Source organism: Asticcacaulis machinosus, from assembly GCF_028550435.1.
Taxonomy (GTDB): domain Bacteria; phylum Pseudomonadota; class Alphaproteobacteria; order Caulobacterales; family Caulobacteraceae; genus Asticcacaulis; species Asticcacaulis machinosus.
On record NZ_JAQQKV010000002.1, the window covers coordinates 282,558 to 299,692 of the forward strand.

Consider the following 17,135-nt stretch of genomic DNA (forward strand, 5'->3'; position numbering starts at 1 on the left):
ATCTTACTCATCAGTCCCATATGCCGCCATTAGCGGGCTTAAGCGTTCAATTATATGCTCACCGTCACGCACCATGATCAGAGCGGCGACGCCGTGCTGCGCACAAAAGGCCATCGCCCGATCAGCCCCCATCACCATCAGGGCGGTGGCCAGCGCATCGGCGCGCCAGCAGTCTTTGTCCATCACCACCGCCCCCGCCATGCGGTTATCAAGCGGACAACCCGTGATCGGATCAATGGTGTGGGCATAGGATTTATCATCATGCACAAAATAACGCCGCCAGTCGCCGGACACCGCCACCGCATGATCACATAAGGCTATCAGATTACGCCCGACTCCGGCACCCGGCACCCGGTCAATTTCCACCCACCACGGCTGACCGTCCGGCCGCGCCCCGATTCCTTTCAGTTCACCGCCGATCTCAACCAGAGCCGATATGACGCCAAACTCATTACGCAACAGATCGACCACACAATCGACGGCATAGCCCTTGGCGATGGCATTGAGATCAAGCCGCAGACTTTCGGGATGGATCAATCCATCGTCCTGCACCACCAGATCACGCCAGTCGGAGGCCCGCGCCTTCAATCCGTCCCGCACCGGCTCAGGCGGCAGGCCGGTATCAACTACGCGCGATCCAAACCCCCAGGTCTCAACCGCCTCCAGCAGACAGGGGTCAAATGCCCCGTCGGTCAGTTGTGCGACCTCGACCGCCTTAGCCACAACATCAAGCAACATAGGCGGCAAGGTTACATGCTGCCACGAGCCCGCAGCGTTGAACCGGCACAGATCGGACTGGGGCTTATAGGGCGACATCTGATGGTCGATCTCGCTAAGGCAAGCCTCAATCCGCGTTTGAGCGTCAGCTACATCGCCCAGCCCCAGCACCGCCTTGACCTGCCATGACGTGCCAAACGCTTGCCCGCTCAGGGTCGTTATGACCGCATCGGCAGGGGGCTTTTGCGGCACATCGACGGGAGGGATAAAGATGCGCACATCCTCAGGCGCGGCGGCAAACATGGCTCTTACGGCTTATAGGTGTAGCTGATGGCCCCCAGCTCGCTGGCCCCCTTACCCGAACCGTTCGACGCCTTGGTCAGGTTGAGCGGCACGCGCACGATTTCAAGACCACCGGCTTCGCGCGAAGCTTCGATGACAAGGTTATACTGACCCGGCTTGATGCCTTTCAGGCCATTGGCTTGCGTGAAATTGACCGTCTGACGGCCCGGTGCCTTGGTGGCCGAAGCCAGACCGTCCGGCATGGCGGTCAAGGAGCGCCCGCTCTTGCGCCACCAGGCGCGCATGTCCTTAAGCCACTTCTTGCCGCCCTCGTCCTTCATCTTGACGTCGTACCAGACAAACAGATTTCCGGCATGGGTGCCATCGGCGGTTTCAATCCAGCCGGCCACATAGGGCTTATGATATTCAGCTACGCTCAAGCGCGGCACTTCGACGGTGACGGCAAGCTCAGCGGCAGATGCGCCCGCCGTGGCCCCCATACCCCCAGCCACGGCAAGCGCTGCCCCCCAACCCGAAACCTGAGTAACTTTAAACATAATCAAACCCTCATCAAACAGCCCGCGTCCCGCGAAAGCCGTCGGTTAATGAAAACTCCGGTAAATTCATTACCCGAGCGTTTTTTGACGCGCATTTATATCCGAAAACCGCTGCACACTTTTCGGAATGCGCTCTAGTGAACAAAGACCATAAACAGGATGAACGGGGCCAGAACCCCAAACCCGATCAATGGCCAGGTGATGGCGCGGGACTTGGCATAGACCCACAAAAGCCCGAACCCGGTCAGGCAGAAGATCACGCAAAACAGCGCGATAATATCGATAAACCACGACCAGGCCGGGCCGGAATTACGGCCTTTATGCAGATCGTTCAGAATGGCGATGACGCCGCGATCGGTGCGCTCATAGGTCATAAGGCCGGTGTCGCGCTCGATCGACACCCAGGAATCGACGCCGGGTTTAGGCATGGGAATATAGATTTCGCCCTCGCTGACCTCAGCCTCATAACCTTCGACGTCAATGCCGGAGGCTTCGAGGATCATGTGAACCGCAGGCACCGGCAGATCGGCCTTATCCTGCGCGCCATCAAGCGCACCCAACTGGGCGGCGGTCAGGGTGACTTCCTTAGTGTCGATCTTGGGCTTGGATTCGATGTCTGTGGCGTGATTGAGCGTGTAGCCGGTCACCGAAAACAGAAACATCGCCATCAGACAGACTGCCGAGCTGATCCAGTGCCATTGACGCAACTGATTGCGCCAGAAGGACGCGCCTAAGCCAGAAAAAGACGACATTGACGAAAAGTAACCCGCAAACCCGAATTGAGAATTATTCTTAATAACATGGGGTTTTTATGATCACAAGCTTTGCATTGCAATATTTTAACGGAAAAATACCGGTTTCTGCCCCAGCGTATCGTCACGAACACCCGCTGGCATGACTTGACGGGCCGCACCCAGGGTTTAGGAAGGCGACAAAGGAAAGCTGCCATGTCCAAGACCACACCCGCCACCGCCGCCCTAACCAAGGCAGGGATTAGATTTGAATTGTTCCCCTATGATTATGATCCGAACGCCCCGCGCGTCGGGTTACAGGCGGCGCAAGCGCTCGGCAAGGCACCGGAACAGGTCTTCAAAACCCTGATGGCCGAGGTCGACGGTAAGCCGGTGTGCGTGGTGGTGCCGTCCGATTGCGAAGTCAGCATGAAGAAACTGGCGGCCACCTTCGGCGGCAAATCGGCCAACATGATGAAGCCTGCGGATGCCGAACGCCTGACCAGTTTCAAGGTTGGCGGCATCAGCCCGTTTGGCCAGAGAAAATCCGTGCCAACCGCGATCGATGAGACCGCCACCCTGTTTGATCAGGTGCTGATCAATGGCGGGCAGCGCGGGTTGCTGGTAGGCTTATCGCCAGACGACGCGGTGCGGATAACGGATGCGAAACTGGCGGATCTGACGGCATAAAAGGCGTAATTGCTATTTGCCCTTGGTGCCCAGGCGTTTGGCATTGGCAGTGGCGCGGCGATGAATGGGCTTAAGGCCGCGATTCACAAGTGTCGCCGTTGTGTGGCTCAGATTAGACGCACTGACCGCACTGTCGGTCAGGGTCTGCATCAGCTTGGCCTGACGGGTCATCATCTGCTCAGGCGTTTGACTGAACGCCAGTGACATAAAATCGCTGGTGCCGGTCATCATGTGCTTAAACGTCTCGGTGCCGATCTGCTGGTTCAGGCCCATCATGTAGCGGGTCATGGCGAACATCGATTCGTGCGCCGCCTCGACCTTTTCCTGCGACATCAGGTTAAACTCGGCTTGATCCGCCGCACTGGGGATCGGATCAGAGTTCATCATCTGCGTGGTGCGATGGTTGATGACATGGGCTGACGCCATCATCATCTCGGTGGTCTTAAAGGCCAGATCCGTCCACGCAGTGAACGGGTTAGCCGGGGCACGCAAAGGCTTCATTTGCTTTTTTATCTTTCAACTCACATGCCGGATCAGACCTGCGGAATTAACATACCACGCCCAACCGCCGGACGCGCAGCTATTTTATCCATGTAAGCCTGAACATGGTTAAAACCGTCTAAAAGATTATCCGCCTTATATCCGGCCTTAAGGCCCGCGAGCCACGGAAAGATAGCCATATCGGCGATCGAATAGTCATCGCCCCCAACATAAACCGCTTCCGACAGACGCTTATCGAGCACACCCAGCAGGCGGCGCACTTCACCGGTGTAGCGCTCAATGGCATAGGGGATTTTCTCCGGCGCATAGACGGTGAAATGGCCAAACTGGCCGAACATCGGCCCCATGCCCCCCACCTGCCAGTTGAGCCACTCCAGAACCTTATAGCGCTCTGGCCCCGACGTGGGCAGGAACTTTCCCGTCTTTTCCGCCAGATAGACCAGAATCGCGCCCGACTCGAATACGCTTAAATTCCCCGCGTCTTCGTCAACAATGGCCGGGATTTTGTTGTTGGGGGAGATGTTGAGAAAGTCCGGCGCGAACTGCTCATTTTTAGAGATATCGATCGGAAACACCGTGTAGGGCAGGCCAAATTCTTCGAGGGCTATGGAAATTTTGCGGCCATTGGGCGTGCGCCAGGTATAGAGGTTGATCATCGCGGGGCTCCGGTACATTTTTAGTGGTCGCTCGCATCTATCCATCAACGGATATAAGTTGATGGGAAAACGCTCCGAAGCCCAAACATGGGACGCCTGCGCGGTAACGGCAAGCGCAATGCGTGAATTAAAGCCAGATCGCCTTGGTTTTATTCAGCCAGACCTGGCGCTGGTCAAGACCGTGGCGCGCCGGACCGTTGATCAGGCGAGTGACTTCGGCAATGTCATCAGCGTCCGCCGCTAAGTTTATATTACGCGTCAGCCAGAACCGCGCCGCCGCCTGTGCCGCAGGGCCTGCCTGCCCCAGCAGTTCGGGATGGGCGATGACCGGCAGGCCGGAATAGGCTTCGACTTCGCGGTAATTATTCTTACCCGTGATCATCATGAAGCCGCGCCCACGATAGCGGTAACCGTCACCGGAGGCTTCGTTGCCGTTGCCCAGCCGGTTAGCATAGATGCAGTTGCCGATGGCGACCGGCCCCTTGGCGATCAGGGCCTGCGCGTGGGCAAGGCCTTTGACATTGCCAAAGGTTTTATCGAGATAGGCGGCATTTTTATAGTTGGTGCTCTCGACCAGTGCCGAAAATCCAGCACTTTCGTGGGCGATCTGGGCCATGAAATGCACCAGCCGTTGCGCCGTATCAATCTCGGCATCGGCCAGCACATCATTGATCGCGTCGGCATAGCTTAAGGCCCGGTCAGGCCGGATTTTCGGCACCATGGCGATCAAATGCGCCTGAACAACATCCACCATGTTTCAGCCCCTAGCTGTCTTCTCTTAACTATCTTCTCTGGGTCGATCATGCGGATCGATAGCCGCCAAAGCTTCCTGATCCTCTGGCTTTGAGACTAGGCGCGCGGTAATCAGGGGGGATGAGGCTGAGGATACATAGCCGCCGGAATAGTTGACCACAGCGGCCGCAGGCGGTGACGGCGGATCATTAGGGTTGATCAGATTCCAGATATTGGGCGAGCCGGTCGAGGTCGCATCCTTGGGCTTTTGGGTCGAGCGGATCACCATCAGGCGATTTAGGATATCAAACCAGAATGGCGCCCCAAGCGTGATAGCAAACGCCGTCATCAGCCAGCCCAGCATGATGGTCATCAGGCCAATGCTGTTACGCAGGAAATTGCCGCCGAATACCAAGGCATCCTCGGCATCCATACGCACATCCAGCAGCTTGACCAGATAATTAAACTGAGTGCCGAACCAGCCTTGCACGCCGGTCGTGTTCACGGGGGTTTCTGCCGGGGTATCTGCGGCGTCTTCCGGTACGGCGATGTTGAAGAACCGCTCCATCGACCCCAGCGTATTGTCATTCCAGCCCAGAGGCAGGCCGAGCGTATCGATATAGTCTTTTTCGGTTTTCAGGCTTTGCCAGGTCTTGGCCATATCGGCATTGGGTGCCGGTTCTGCCAGAACCGCCGGCGGGGCGACCAGAGCCGGCACGGCTGCGGTCGAGACATCGGCAGCGACCTGAGACGACGGCAGGGCGTCAATCGTGATCGGCCGGGGTTCGGTCTGGACGCGGCTGTGTTCGATATAGGCTTCGGCCTTGGCCACCGCAACTTTACGCAAGGTCGGGTCACGATACAGGCTGTCAGCAATGACGAACGTATTGATATTGAGAATGACCGAGGCGGCCAGCCCCGACCAGAACACGATCTTATGGGTATCGCGCCGGTACCAGCCCGACACCCGCACCATTGAGGCGTCATACCAGTTTTCGATCTGCTTCTGGGCCTGAACATAGTCGCCGCCGCTGGAGCACAGGGCAAATTGCACGACCTTTTTCAGGCGCTGATCTTCCAGACGCTCAGAGGCTTCCAGCAGGTTGTTGACATCGCGGCCCTCGACCGTCGAATAGCCGCCTTTGTCCGCGACAATATCAAGCAGGGCGGCGGCAAAGCTGTTGGAGGAGATATAGGACGGCAGGTTGCGTCCGGCGCGGAATTTGCGTTTATCCGGCGTCGAATAATCGCCCTGATACAGGGATTGTATCAGGGGATGGGTATAGAACTCCTTGACCAGCGCATATTTCTCAGCGCCACGCCCATGATGGCGCCCCAGCATTTCGGTGATGCCGCGCTCCAGCATCCGGCCCCGGCTTTTGACAAAGCCTTCCAGCGATTCCCGCGCAATGGTGGTGATCACGCTGATCAGCAGGTACACAAAGACCAGCCCAGCCGCCACCTCTATGGAATCGGGAAACACCATTTCACCCCCAGCCGTTCAGGCCGCCTTACGCTTCCGCATTCGCCGGAAACCCCTTACCCACACGCTAACGCCACCCTACTGATGTTGAGTATTAACCAAAATTAACCACAGTTCAATGACGACAAAGCCCTGCGCAGATAATCCGCGCAGGGCTGTGGCAATTTTGGCTGATGAGCGCATCCCAAAAAGTGTGGCGCGGTTTTTGGAAAAAGATGCGCGACAAACTTAACGCGGGCCGAGATAATCCAGCTTACCGATCTTGACGCCCTTATGACGGATGATGCCATAAGCCGTCGTGACGTGGAAAAACAGGTTGGGCAGCACAAAGCCGGTCAGATAGTCATAGCCTTTGAAATGCAGTTCTCCGCCGCGCACTTTCAGCGTGACATCGCGGGTTTCCGCGCCTGTAAACAGGTCACGGTCAACGGATTTAATAAACTCGATCGTCTTATTAATGCGCTGATGAAGTTCATCGAAGGTGGTTTCGATATCGGCAAAGGCGGGGTTTTCGACGCCCGTAAGACGCGCTACCGCGCCCTTGGCTGTATCGGTCGCCAATTGCACCTGATTGACAAGCGCCAGCATATCCTCGATCAGGCGCGCCCCCAGCATGTCTTCGGGCTTTAAGCCATTAGCCTCGACATGAGCCTCGGCCTTATCGAGCAGATGCGACAGGTTTTTGAGCGCCCGTACCAGAACGGGAACGGTCATGGAATACATATCCACGGTGACGGCGGGTTTTTCAGGAGCAAGCAGAGACATGGTTCAATCCTCAATCAAATTGATGATAATGAGGTGCGCCTGAACCGCGCCGTTTTCAAGCCCTTCACACGACTGTGAGCGGCCCCGCACGCTTATCTTCGGCGCGGGCCACAAAGGTCTTTTGCGACGCCGTGGTGAACTCACGCGAGGTGATAGTCGATACCGTCATCCACTCACCGATCATCTGCTCAGGCGTCAAGGTCAGGCGGATAAAGCCATTATAATTATCATCAGCATCAATGACTTCCGGATTGACCTCGGCCAGCCCCTTGGCCAATTCATAGCCCGGCAGGATCTTATCCAGCCAGCGGGTCGGGCTGGTGATCGAGGTGGCGCCCAGTTCGACCCCCACCCGTTCACCCTGCGCATCATGAAGCTGATTAGCCCAGGCGCAGTGGCTGTCGCCCGAAATCACCACGGCGCGGGCATTTGTGGCTTTGATCATGTCATAAAAGCGCTCACGCTCGGCCGGATAACCATCCCAGGCATCGAGATTAAGCGGCAGGGGCGGGTTCTGGCTAAACAGGCCCATCATGGCGGTCAGATATTTTTGCGCCTCTTCGGGCATCAGCGGCATGAGGGTTTTGATTTTCTCAGGCCCCAGCACCTTATTGACATCGGGGCCAGCGACGCGGGCCATGACGACCTGATTGCCCAGCACCTGCCAGCGCACGTCGTTGTCGGTTGATGATTGCAGGGTTGATTTCAACCACTGACGCTGCTCAGGCCCAAACAGTTCGCGGGCCGGATCATTGAGCTTTTTGCGGAAAGCCTCAACATCAAGTCGACGCGTGCCGTCGGGCAGGCTGATCATTTCGACATCATGCTGGTAATCAAGCTGCTTGGTGCGTGCCAGCAGACGGGTCTCAACCATGATCAGTTCGGCCAGCTTGCCGAAGCGGAACGACCGGTAAATGGCCTCCGACAATTGCCCCGGCTTAGGGTCGCGGATCGGCATCCATTCACGGTAGGCTTTTAAGCCGCGCGCTTTACGTTCAAACCAGTCGCCTTCGCCGGCATTGTGGTTTTCGGCACCATTTACCCACGGATCATTGGTGATTTCGTGATCGTCGAATACGCAGATCCACGGCGCACGGGCATGGGCGGCCTGAAGATCTGGGTCGGCCTTATATTGCGCATGACGCAGGCGGTAGTCATCCAGACTTACGATCTCATGGGGCGGCTGAGGGATGCGGCTCAGCATCTGGCCATTGGTCATGCCGTAGGCGGTCACCGCGGCGCCATATTCGTAAATATAGTCGCCCAGATGTACGACCACGTCGACCTCAGGCAATTCGGCAATGGCCTTATAGGCATTGAAATAGCCGTTCGGATGCAGTGAACACGACGCCACCGCCATGACCAGCTTATCGGTATGTTCGGGCAGGGTTTGGGTGCGTCCGGTGGGGGAAATGGCCTCACCGGTGCGGAAACGGTAATAATAATGGGTGCCAGGTTTCAGCCCTGCCGCATCGACCTTGACCGTATAGTCACGGCCCGCATCAGTGGTGAACTTACCGGAGGTGATGATCTGCCCAAACGCCTCATCGGCGGCAATATCATAGGCGACTTCGGTTGGGGATTGCGCGCCTGTCAGGCGCGTCCACAGGATCACACGGTCTTTAAGCGGATCACCCGAAGCGACACCGTGGGCGAAGTGCAGGCCTTTGAGCTGGGGCGAAACCTCAGACGCCCCCAAGGCGGGTGCGCTACCTACGGCAGCCAGTGACAGTAACGCACGACGACGCGACAGCTTCATAATCTAGCCCCCTGATCCAGCGATCAGAACGGTTCAGTAAACCGCGTCGATGTCAGGGGTATTGCACATCTGTGATGGTTTTGTGTGCAAAGGGTTAACGCAAAACCCCTCCGGTCTGGCTTCCGGAGGGGTTCTTTTCGTCAGTCTGAGACGTGATTAATCCCGGCGCACGCCCATAAAGGCCAGCAGGAACTGGAACAGGTTGATGAAGCTGATGTAGAGCGACAGCGCACCATAGTTGGTGGCCATAGCTGTACCGGCCTCATCGCCGCCCAGCGCATAATAGGTGCGCTTAAGGCTTTGGGTCTCAAAAGCGATCAGGGCCGAGAAGATCAGCACGCCAGCGCCTGAGATCAGCAGATAAAAGATCGGCGACTTCATGAACATATTGACCAGCGAGGCAATGATCAGGCCGATCACAGCCATAAACAGGAACTTGCCCCAGGCCGACAGATCCTTTTTGGTGGTGTAACCAAACAGGCTGAGCGCACCAAAGGCGGCGGCCGTCACAAAGAAGGTCGTGGCGATCGAACCGCCTGTGTAGATGAGGAAGTTAGCCCCTGTCGACAGGCCGATCAGAGCGACAACCACCCAGTAAAGGGCGGTTGTGGTCGCGACCGTCGGGTTTTTCATCACAAAGCCTGCGCCCAGCAGAATAACGACGGGGGCGAAGGTGATGACATATCCAAGGATAGTGTAGCCCGCAAAGCGGCCATCAGCGGTGATGTTGAACATCAGTTGCTGAATCGCCGGCACATTGGCGGCGGCCCAGGCGAGTGCGCCCGTAAGCACAAGGCCCAGCCCCATCTTGTTATAGACGCCGAGCATAAATTTGCGCAGGCCCTCGTCATAGGCGAGGTCCACTGTCGGGGTAGAAGAGTATTGACCGTTATAGTCACTCATAAGAATAAATTCCCTTTTCCGGTTCCAACTATATGGAAGTCAGGCTTAAGTTTAACATATTATATGGTCGAACGACCATGCCTTCGCAAGACCCTACCTTCACAATTCCATAAAGGCTTTGTGATAGACGCCAAACCTATGAAATTTGAGAGTTTCTAATGCACTATTCCGAACTGGGCCGCACCGGCATTAAGGTATCCCGTGTGTGTCTGGGCACCATGACCTGGGGGCAACAAAATACCGAGGCTGAAGGCCACGCCCAGATGGATTATGCGGTATCCCGCGGCGTCAATTTTTTTGACACCGCTGAGGTCTACGCCGTCCCGCCCAAGGCCGAAACCTACGGGGCGACTGAGACCATTATCGGCAACTGGTTCAAGGCGACAGGTAAGCGCAAGGACATCGTTCTGGCCTCCAAGGTCACCGGCCGCGAAGATATGATGAAGTGGATCAGAGGTGGTCCGCGCCACACCCGCGCCCATATCGATGAGGCGATTGAAGGTTCACTGAAACGCCTGCAAACTGACTATATCGACCTTTACCAGTTGCACTGGCCCGACCGGCGCTATCCGGGGTTTGGCTTCCACAGCTATGTTGACTACGACGCCGACTATGAGGCGTTTGAGACCATTCTGGAAAGCCTCGATGCCCACATCAAAAAGGGCAATATCCGCCATTTCGGCGTGTCGAATGAGAGCCCGTGGGGCCTGATGCGCTTTATTGCCGAAAGCGATAAACGCGCCCTGCCCCGTCCAGCGTCGATCCAGAACTGTTACAACCTCGTCACCCGCGTGTTTGAATACGGGCTGGCCGAGGTCGCTTTGCGCGAACAGGTCGGGCTGCTGGCCTATTCGCCGCTGGCGCAGGGCTATCTGACCGGAAAGTATCAAGGCGGCGCCCGTCCCGAAGGGGCGCGCAAAACCTTATTCGAGCGACTAGGCCGCTATGAGCGACCGGGCGGGATTGAGGCCATTGATGCCTATGTGGAACTGGCGCGATCGCTCGGTTGGTCGCCGGAGCAGTTCGCCCTGAAATTCGTCGATAGCCGCCCGTTTGTGACCGCAACCATCATTGGGGCCACGACAATGGAACAGCTTAAAACCGACATCGACGCCTTTGACCTTGAGTGGACCAAGAAACTGGAGGCCCAGGTCGATAAGGTGTTCAAAATCCACAGAAGTCCCGCAGCGTAAAGGTTTCCCATGTTCCGATCCGTTTTGTTTATCCCCTGCGGCAATCCCAAGGCCCTGTCCAAAGCGCATAATCTTAAGGCCGATGCCCTGATCTTTGACCTTGAAGACGCGGTCGGCGATACAGTCAAGGCCGCAGCGCTGGAAGGGCTGATTGAAACCGCGGGCGCCGGGGATTTCGTGACACCCTACCGCATGGTGCGGGTCAATCCGGAAACGGCGGAACCCGACTTAAAAGCGTTTGGCGATCTGTTTGCCGCCGGACGGCTGCACGGCATTGTCATCCCCAAGGTCGCCAGTCCGCAAGCCATTGAGGACATGGCCTTTATGATGCCCGAAGTCGACCTGTGGGCGATGATCGAGACCCCGATGGGTGTGGTCAGATTGCCAGATATTGCCCGCCTTAAGGCTAAGCAACCGCTGAAAGGGTTTATCGCCGGGCCGAACGATCTGCGCAATGGCCTGCGTGCCGGATCAACGCCGCAGCGGGCAGAACTGAGCTATGCCTTAAGCCAGATCGTGCTTTATGCCCGCGCTTACGGCCTGATCGCACTCGATGGCGTCTATAATGCCTTTAAGGACGAGGACGGTTTCCGCGCCGAATGTATGCAGGGCAAGGCGCTGGGCTTTGATGGCAAGACCCTGATCCATCCGGCCCAGATCGAAGGCTGCGAGGTTGCTTTTTCGCCCAATGCCGATGAAATCAAATGGGCGCAGGCGGTGCTGGCGGCCTATGAGCAGCCGGAAAACGTATCGGCCGGTGTGGTGTCGGTGAACGGTGAGATGATCGAGCGTCTGCATCTTAAGCGGGCGTTCGAAATTCTCAACTTGTAGCCTTGATCGCCCGAAACCGCCGCCACGCCCCAAACGCAAAGATCAGTGCCCCGCCCCAGATAAAGGCAAACGACAGGGCCCTAAGCGGAGTGAACAGTTCGCCCTGAAACAGGCCGATGCAGAAGCTGATGGTTGGCGCGATGAACTGGATAAAGCCCATAGTCGACAGGGCTAACCGGCGCGCCACGAATGAAAACAGCGCCAGCGGCAGTACCGTTACCGGCCCGGTCACAAAGAACCAGAAGGCATTGGACGGCGCATCAAAGAAATGCCCCTGCCCCGTCGCTTCAAACCACCACAGATAGATGATCGACGGTACAAACAGGAAGACACATTCCACAAACAGGCCGCCCAGCGCGGTCACCACCAGTTGCTTACGGATGATGCCATAGGCCGCAAAACTGAGCGCAATCGTCAGCCCAATATAGGGAATATGGCCCAGCGCCAGCGCCTGAACCCCGACGCCGACCACCGCCATGCCGATGGCGATCTTGCCGTAGATATCAAGCCGTTCCCGGAAAAACGCTGCCCCCACCGCCATATTGATCAGCGGGTTGAGATAGTAGCCGAGCGAGGTTTCCATGGTGTGCTGATTGGTCACCGCCCACACAAAAACGCCCCAGTTGATAGCAATCATCACCGATGACAACAGGAGCATTAGCGCCAGCTTAGGCTTTGCGAAATAGGACAGCGCTTCGGGTAACTGCTTGGTCAGGATAACCAGACCTGTGGTCCACAACAGCGCCCAGACCGAGCGGTGGGCCATAATCTCCAGCGCGCCCGCATCGATGGCCTTTAGCGGCAGATAGGCGAGCGGCGCAAAGCCCCATACGCCATAGCACATAATGGCGAGCCCAATGGGCGAAGTCAGAAAAGAACCGGAAGGGGGTGAAGAGGTGCCGGAGGGAGACATGGCATTACACTTTTTAAAATGTATCAAACGATACAGGAGGATCGGGTACAGGATTATGAAGGGTCAAACAACGAAAAACCGGCAGAACCTTTGGGGTTCTGCCGGTTGAAAAGGATCACATATTGTAAGTGACCTTAAGCATCCACTGGCGTCAGAACCCCGCGTTCGTCAAGAAGCTGTGCAATCTGCACGGCATTAAGTGCCGCGCCCTTGCGCAGGTTGTCGGACACGCACCAGAAGGCGAGACCGTTCTTGACCGACGGGTCTTTGCGAAGGCGCGAAATGAAGGTGTCAAATTCACCGACACACTCTTTCGGTGTCACATAGCCGCCGTTTTCGCGCTTATCGACTACGGCGATGCCAGGGGCTTCGCGCAGGATTTCGCGGGCTTCGTCTTCGTCGAGCGGGTTCTCGAACTCGACATTGATCGATTCCGAATGGCCAACGAACACCGGCACGCGCACGCAGGTGGCGAACACTTCGATGTTCGGATCGAGAATCTTTTTCGTCTCGACCTTCATCTTCCACTCTTCCTTCGTCTGACCGTCTTCCATGAAGACGTCGATGTGCGGAATGACGTTGAAAGCGATTTCCTTGGTGAACTTCTTAGGGGCCTTTTCGCCCATGCCGTAAACGGCCTTGGTCTGATCCCAAAGCTCATCCATGCCTTCCTTGCCCGCACCGGCAGTCGCCTGATAGGTCGAGACGATGACGCGCTTAACCGTGGCGGCATCATGCAGCGGCTTTAGGGCCACAACCATCTGGATGGTCGAGCAATTCGGGTTGGCGATGATGTTCTTTTTCTTACAGTCCCAGATGGCGTCCGGGTTCACTTCCGGCACGATCAAAGGCACGTCAGGATCCATACGCCAGGCCGAGGAATTGTCGATGACGATGGGCCCAAGCTTGCCGATCTTTTCCGACCAGGCCTTGGACACGTCGCCGCCCGCGCTCATCAGCACGATATCGACCTTAGTGAAGTCAAAGGTTTCCAGATCCACGCATTTCAGAGTGCGGTTGCCGAAGCTAATCTCAATACCGACCGATTTACGCGAAGCGACGGCGTAAATGTCCTTGATCGGGAAATTGACTTCTTCGAGGGTCGTCATCATTTCACGACCCACGGCGCCGGTCGCGCCCACAACAGCTACACGATAAGACATCGCGCATACTCCTTAAAAGGTGGCCGTAATCTGCGGCCGATATGCGTGCTTTTCGACCTCGACCGCGCACGCAAAAACGGATGCGCGCCCTATACAGCAGTGTGTGGATAATGAAAACGCTTTTTCGTGATCTGGTTATTCAGCAGAACTATCGAAAGGATATTTGACTGGCGTTGAGCACGCTGTGCAGCCCCATGCGGTTGGCCCCGATGAGTACGCGGTCCAGTGCCCCCAGTAGCCCCTCAGATGTAAACGGCTTTTTCAGGAAACCGTCGCCACCGGCGGCATGGCCCTCGTTGATGTGGTCTTCGTCATCATGGCTGGTCACCAGCAGGATCGGGCAGTGGCTGAGGTGAAAGCCCTCTTCGATCTGGCGGATTTCGCGGGTGGCCTCTATGCCTGACTTCACCGGCATCTGAATGTCCATGAGGATAGCGTCATATTCGTCTTCCTGATAGGCCTCGACCGCCTCTTCGCCATTGCGGACAAAATTGACCTCAACCCCGGTCGCCGCCAGCATGAGGTCGATCATGCGGGAATGGGTATTGTTATCCTCAACGCACAAAACTTTCATCGGACACTCCCTTTGTATCGATGTTTCATCGCCATTCACGCGGCTTTCCAAAAATGAAACATTCCGAAACAAAGCCAGCAAAAACCCTGCCAGTTAAGGGTTAACAGGGGGTGTGCAAAAAACCGATCCGCAGGCTTAAAACCTTATGTTACCGGGCGATAAGCGCACCGATTTGACACAGTATCCGGCGTTTACGCATATGCGGCATTTTTTTAACGCGAACCTCACGAAGTTTTGCTAAGTCGTACGGCATGAGCAGCGCCATCAAATCCCAGTACAAACGCCTGATCAAATCGGGTGACCTTACGCCTGATCCTGCCCAGAGCGCGGCGATTGATGTGCTCATTAAGCTGGAAGGTAAGATTTACCGCTCACAATCCTTCTGGCGGCAGTTCTTAGGCATCAGCCCGCGGGTTTACGGCCTTTATCTGTGGGGCCTGCCCGGACGCGGCAAGTCGATGATGATGGACCTGTTTTATGATCAAATCAGGTTTCCGTCCAAGCGCCGCATCCATTTTCATACTTTCATGGCTGAAGTGCATGGGTATGTGAAACAATGGCGCGAAAGTGACGCGAAGACCCGCAAAACCATTTTCGGCACCCATAAGGGCGATGACCCGATCCCGCCGATTGCAGGTCTGATTGCGAAGCGCTCGAAGCTGTTGTGTTTTGATGAACTACAGGTCACCGACATTGCCGATGCCATGATGCTGGGGCGGCTGTTTGAAGCCTTATTTGCGCGCAGGGTGATCGTCGTCATCACCTCCAACCGCGCACCCGACGATCTCTATAAAAACGGTCTGAACCGCGACCTGTTCGTCCCCTTCATCAAGATGATCAAAGAGCGGATGAAGGTGTGGGAGGTCACAGGGCCCAAGGATTTCCGACTGGATCGCCTGAAAGGGGCCAAGGTCTATTTTACACCGTCAGAGTCCGATGCTGAAGTCGCGGCCTTCAATGCGTTGTGGGCCAAACTGACCAAAAACCTGACTGAGACCGGCGCCCATCTGGAAGTCAATGAACGCCAATTGGAGTTCCGCCGCGCGGCGGGGCCACTGCTGCGGGCTTCCTTTGCCGAACTGTGCGCGGCCAATAACGGTGCGCAGGATTACCTGGCGATCTCTGAGCGCTTCACCACCGTCTTTATTGACTATGTGCCGCGCTTAAGTGTCGATAAGCGCAACGAAGCTAAGCGCTTTGTGACCCTGATCGATGCGCTCTATGAGGCCGGTACCAAACTGGTTGTACTGGCCGAAGCGGAACCCGCCGATCTTTACCCTAAGGGCGACGGCGCATTCGAGTTTGAACGCACGGTCTCGCGCCTTGAGGAAATGCGCTCAGAAGCCTATTTGGCCAAAATCGCCTAAGACTCCTTCTCCCCGCTGGCGGGGAGAGGGTTGGGGTGAGGGGCTTAACAAACAAACGTCATCGCACCGTGCATAGATTTTGCCCCTCATCCGGCCTGCCATCTTCGATGTCAGCCCACCTTCTCCCCGTATGACGGGGAGAAGGAATGCAGCGTTCTTATACAGCGGTATACAAAGCATCCATCAGCCGCACCGGGCGCGGGTCACCGATCAGGTAGTTAGACTGCCGGTTCATGGCATAGGATGCCGACAGCTTCTTATCGGGGTCAGCCATCAGCATCGACCCGCCATTACCAGAATGGCCGACGGCGCGCTCATTCTTGCCATAGATCAGGATGTTCTTGTTGCGCAGGAACCCCGCCCCCCACGACAGCCTATAGGGCAGGACGCGGTCGGGGCCATAGACGCGCTCGCGCAGAGCCTGCCCCAGCGCGCTCAAGGATATTACCCGATCACCGCCGATAAACCCACCCGTGGCGATGATGTTCATATATTTGGCCAGGGCCTCAGCCGTGGCATGGCCATTGGCCGCCGGCATCTCAAGTGAGCGCCATTCGGATGACCCACGACCGCCGGGGAAGGCGCCCTTATTCAGGAAGGCAGCTTTCTTGATGTCATCGACCTCACCGAAATTGGGCACGGCTGAGGGTTTTTGCAGTTCAGTGATCCGGCCGAACTCACTTTCCGGTGTGCCAATAAAGAGATCAAGGCCGTATTTTGTGGCGATATCTTCACGCAGCGCGGTACCGAGTGTACGACCATCAACGCGGCGGAATAGCTCACCCAGCACAAAGCCGGTCGTATAGGGATGATAGCCGGAGCCTTCACCCGGCGTCCACAGCGGGGCCTGCGCACAGATCGCCTCCAGCACCGCCGGAATATCGAACCACAGTTCCGGCGCACGCGGCGGATCAAAACCTGGAATCCCGCCTTGGTGCGAGATCAGTTGCCCCAAGGTGATGGTCTCTTTACCGTTCTGGCCAAATTCCGGCCAGTAAGAGGCCACCGTCGCCTCATAATCAAGCTTACCCTGATCGACCAGCCGCGCGATCATCAGCGCGGTGACCGCCTTGGTCGAGGAAAACACCGGCACCAGAGTCTTATCGGTAAACGGCACCTCGCCACCCCGATCAACCGATCCGGCCCACAGGTCGAGAATAGTTTCCCCGTCCTGCACCACCGTAAAGCGCGCCCCGCGCTCCTGCCCTTCAGCGAAATTAGCAGCAAAAGCATCCTTGACGGGGCCGAGATGAGCCGCTGCAAACCCGTGAATATCCGTCATGAAATCGTTCCCCTTAACCAACACGATTGTGTTTAT

The 17,135-nt window shown here is 56.6% G+C and carries 18 protein-coding genes; 4 read left to right on the top strand and 14 right to left on the bottom strand.

What is annotated here, in order from left to right; translation table 11 throughout:
* Positions 1–3: 3 nt before the first annotated feature.
* From PQU98_RS09725 to PQU98_RS09735, 3 genes are all read right to left on the bottom strand, one after another.
* Positions 4–1,020, bottom strand: coding sequence for an FAD:protein FMN transferase (locus PQU98_RS09725; RefSeq protein WP_272744746.1), 1,017 nt, complete (start codon positions 1,018–1,020; stop codon positions 4–6).
* Between the two features lie 5 nt (positions 1,021–1,025).
* Complete coding sequence (locus tag PQU98_RS09730; protein WP_272744747.1) at positions 1,026–1,556, bottom strand: DUF2271 domain-containing protein; 531 nt, start codon at positions 1,554–1,556, stop codon at positions 1,026–1,028.
* Between the two features lie 134 nt (positions 1,557–1,690).
* A complete protein-coding gene (locus tag PQU98_RS09735; protein WP_272744748.1) occupies positions 1,691–2,308 on the bottom strand; it encodes a PepSY-associated TM helix domain-containing protein in 618 nt (205 codons plus the stop codon).
* A 195-nt stretch (positions 2,309–2,503) separates the two neighbouring features.
* Between PQU98_RS09735 and ybaK the strand changes: the two genes are divergently transcribed.
* Complete coding sequence (gene ybaK / locus PQU98_RS09740; protein ID WP_272744749.1) at positions 2,504–2,977, top strand: Cys-tRNA(Pro) deacylase; 474 nt, start codon at positions 2,504–2,506, stop codon at positions 2,975–2,977.
* A 12-nt stretch (positions 2,978–2,989) separates the two neighbouring features.
* Here ybaK and PQU98_RS09745 read toward each other — a convergent pair whose 3' ends face one another.
* The 7 genes from PQU98_RS09745 to PQU98_RS09775 form a co-directional block, all read right to left on the bottom strand.
* The gene (locus PQU98_RS09745) at positions 2,990–3,478 is read right to left on the bottom strand and encodes a polyhydroxyalkanoate granule-associated phasin (protein WP_272744750.1); all 489 of its coding nucleotides are present in this window, start codon (positions 3,476–3,478) and stop codon (positions 2,990–2,992) included.
* A 32-nt stretch (positions 3,479–3,510) separates the two neighbouring features.
* Positions 3,511–4,134 carry a glutathione S-transferase C-terminal domain-containing protein gene (locus tag PQU98_RS09750; protein WP_272744751.1) on the bottom strand — a complete coding sequence of 208 codons (624 nt, stop codon included), beginning with the start codon at positions 4,132–4,134 and terminating at the stop codon, positions 3,511–3,513.
* Positions 4,135–4,261: 127 nt separating this feature from the next.
* A complete protein-coding gene (locus tag PQU98_RS09755) occupies positions 4,262–4,888 on the bottom strand; it encodes a glycoside hydrolase family 19 protein (protein ID WP_272744752.1) in 627 nt (208 codons plus the stop codon).
* Positions 4,889–4,912: 24 nt separating this feature from the next.
* A complete protein-coding gene (locus tag PQU98_RS09760; RefSeq protein WP_272744753.1) occupies positions 4,913–6,352 on the bottom strand; it encodes a hypothetical protein in 1,440 nt (479 codons plus the stop codon).
* Positions 6,353–6,577: 225 nt separating this feature from the next.
* Complete coding sequence (locus tag PQU98_RS09765; RefSeq protein WP_272744754.1) at positions 6,578–7,114, bottom strand: DUF1993 domain-containing protein; 537 nt, start codon at positions 7,112–7,114, stop codon at positions 6,578–6,580.
* Between the two features lie 64 nt (positions 7,115–7,178).
* On the bottom strand, positions 7,179–8,873 hold the full coding sequence (locus PQU98_RS09770) for an alkaline phosphatase D family protein (RefSeq protein ID WP_272744755.1): 1,695 nt from the start codon (positions 8,871–8,873) through the stop codon (positions 7,179–7,181).
* A 156-nt stretch (positions 8,874–9,029) separates the two neighbouring features.
* Positions 9,030–9,776, bottom strand: a complete 747-nt coding sequence (locus tag PQU98_RS09775) for a Bax inhibitor-1/YccA family protein (protein WP_272744756.1) — start codon at positions 9,774–9,776, stop codon at positions 9,030–9,032.
* 158 nt (positions 9,777–9,934) lie between these two features.
* Here PQU98_RS09775 and PQU98_RS09780 point away from each other — a divergent pair, with 158 nt between their 5' ends.
* Both PQU98_RS09780 and PQU98_RS09785 read left to right on the top strand, forming a co-directional pair.
* Entirely contained in the window at positions 9,935–10,969 is a 1,035-nt protein-coding gene (locus tag PQU98_RS09780) for an aldo/keto reductase (RefSeq protein ID WP_272744757.1), read from the top strand.
* Positions 10,970–10,978: 9 nt separating this feature from the next.
* Positions 10,979–11,800, top strand: coding sequence for an HpcH/HpaI aldolase/citrate lyase family protein (locus PQU98_RS09785; RefSeq protein WP_272744758.1), 822 nt, complete (start codon positions 10,979–10,981; stop codon positions 11,798–11,800).
* Here the strand turns inward: PQU98_RS09785 and rarD are convergent.
* The 3 genes from rarD to PQU98_RS09800 all read right to left on the bottom strand — a co-directional run bounded on the left by rarD (position 11,790) and on the right by PQU98_RS09800 (position 14,450).
* Complete coding sequence (gene rarD, locus PQU98_RS09790; RefSeq protein WP_272744759.1) at positions 11,790–12,644, bottom strand: EamA family transporter RarD; 855 nt, start codon at positions 12,642–12,644, stop codon at positions 11,790–11,792. The genes PQU98_RS09785 and rarD overlap by 11 nt on opposite strands.
* 203 nt (positions 12,645–12,847) lie before the next feature.
* Positions 12,848–13,876, bottom strand: coding sequence for an aspartate-semialdehyde dehydrogenase (locus PQU98_RS09795; RefSeq protein ID WP_272744760.1), 1,029 nt, complete (start codon positions 13,874–13,876; stop codon positions 12,848–12,850).
* Between the two features lie 148 nt (positions 13,877–14,024).
* Positions 14,025–14,450, bottom strand: coding sequence for a response regulator (locus PQU98_RS09800; RefSeq protein ID WP_272744761.1), 426 nt, complete (start codon positions 14,448–14,450; stop codon positions 14,025–14,027).
* A gap of 251 nt (positions 14,451–14,701) precedes the next feature.
* Here PQU98_RS09800 and zapE point away from each other — a divergent pair, with 251 nt between their 5' ends.
* On the top strand, positions 14,702–15,817 hold the full coding sequence (gene zapE, locus PQU98_RS09805) for a cell division protein ZapE (RefSeq protein ID WP_272744762.1): 1,116 nt from the start codon (positions 14,702–14,704) through the stop codon (positions 15,815–15,817).
* A 157-nt stretch (positions 15,818–15,974) separates the two neighbouring features.
* Here zapE and PQU98_RS09810 read toward each other — a convergent pair whose 3' ends face one another.
* Positions 15,975–17,099: a serine hydrolase domain-containing protein gene (locus PQU98_RS09810; protein WP_272744763.1), complete on the bottom strand. Its 1,125-nt coding sequence runs from the start codon at positions 17,097–17,099 to the stop codon at positions 15,975–15,977.
* Positions 17,100–17,135 lie beyond the last annotated feature (36 nt).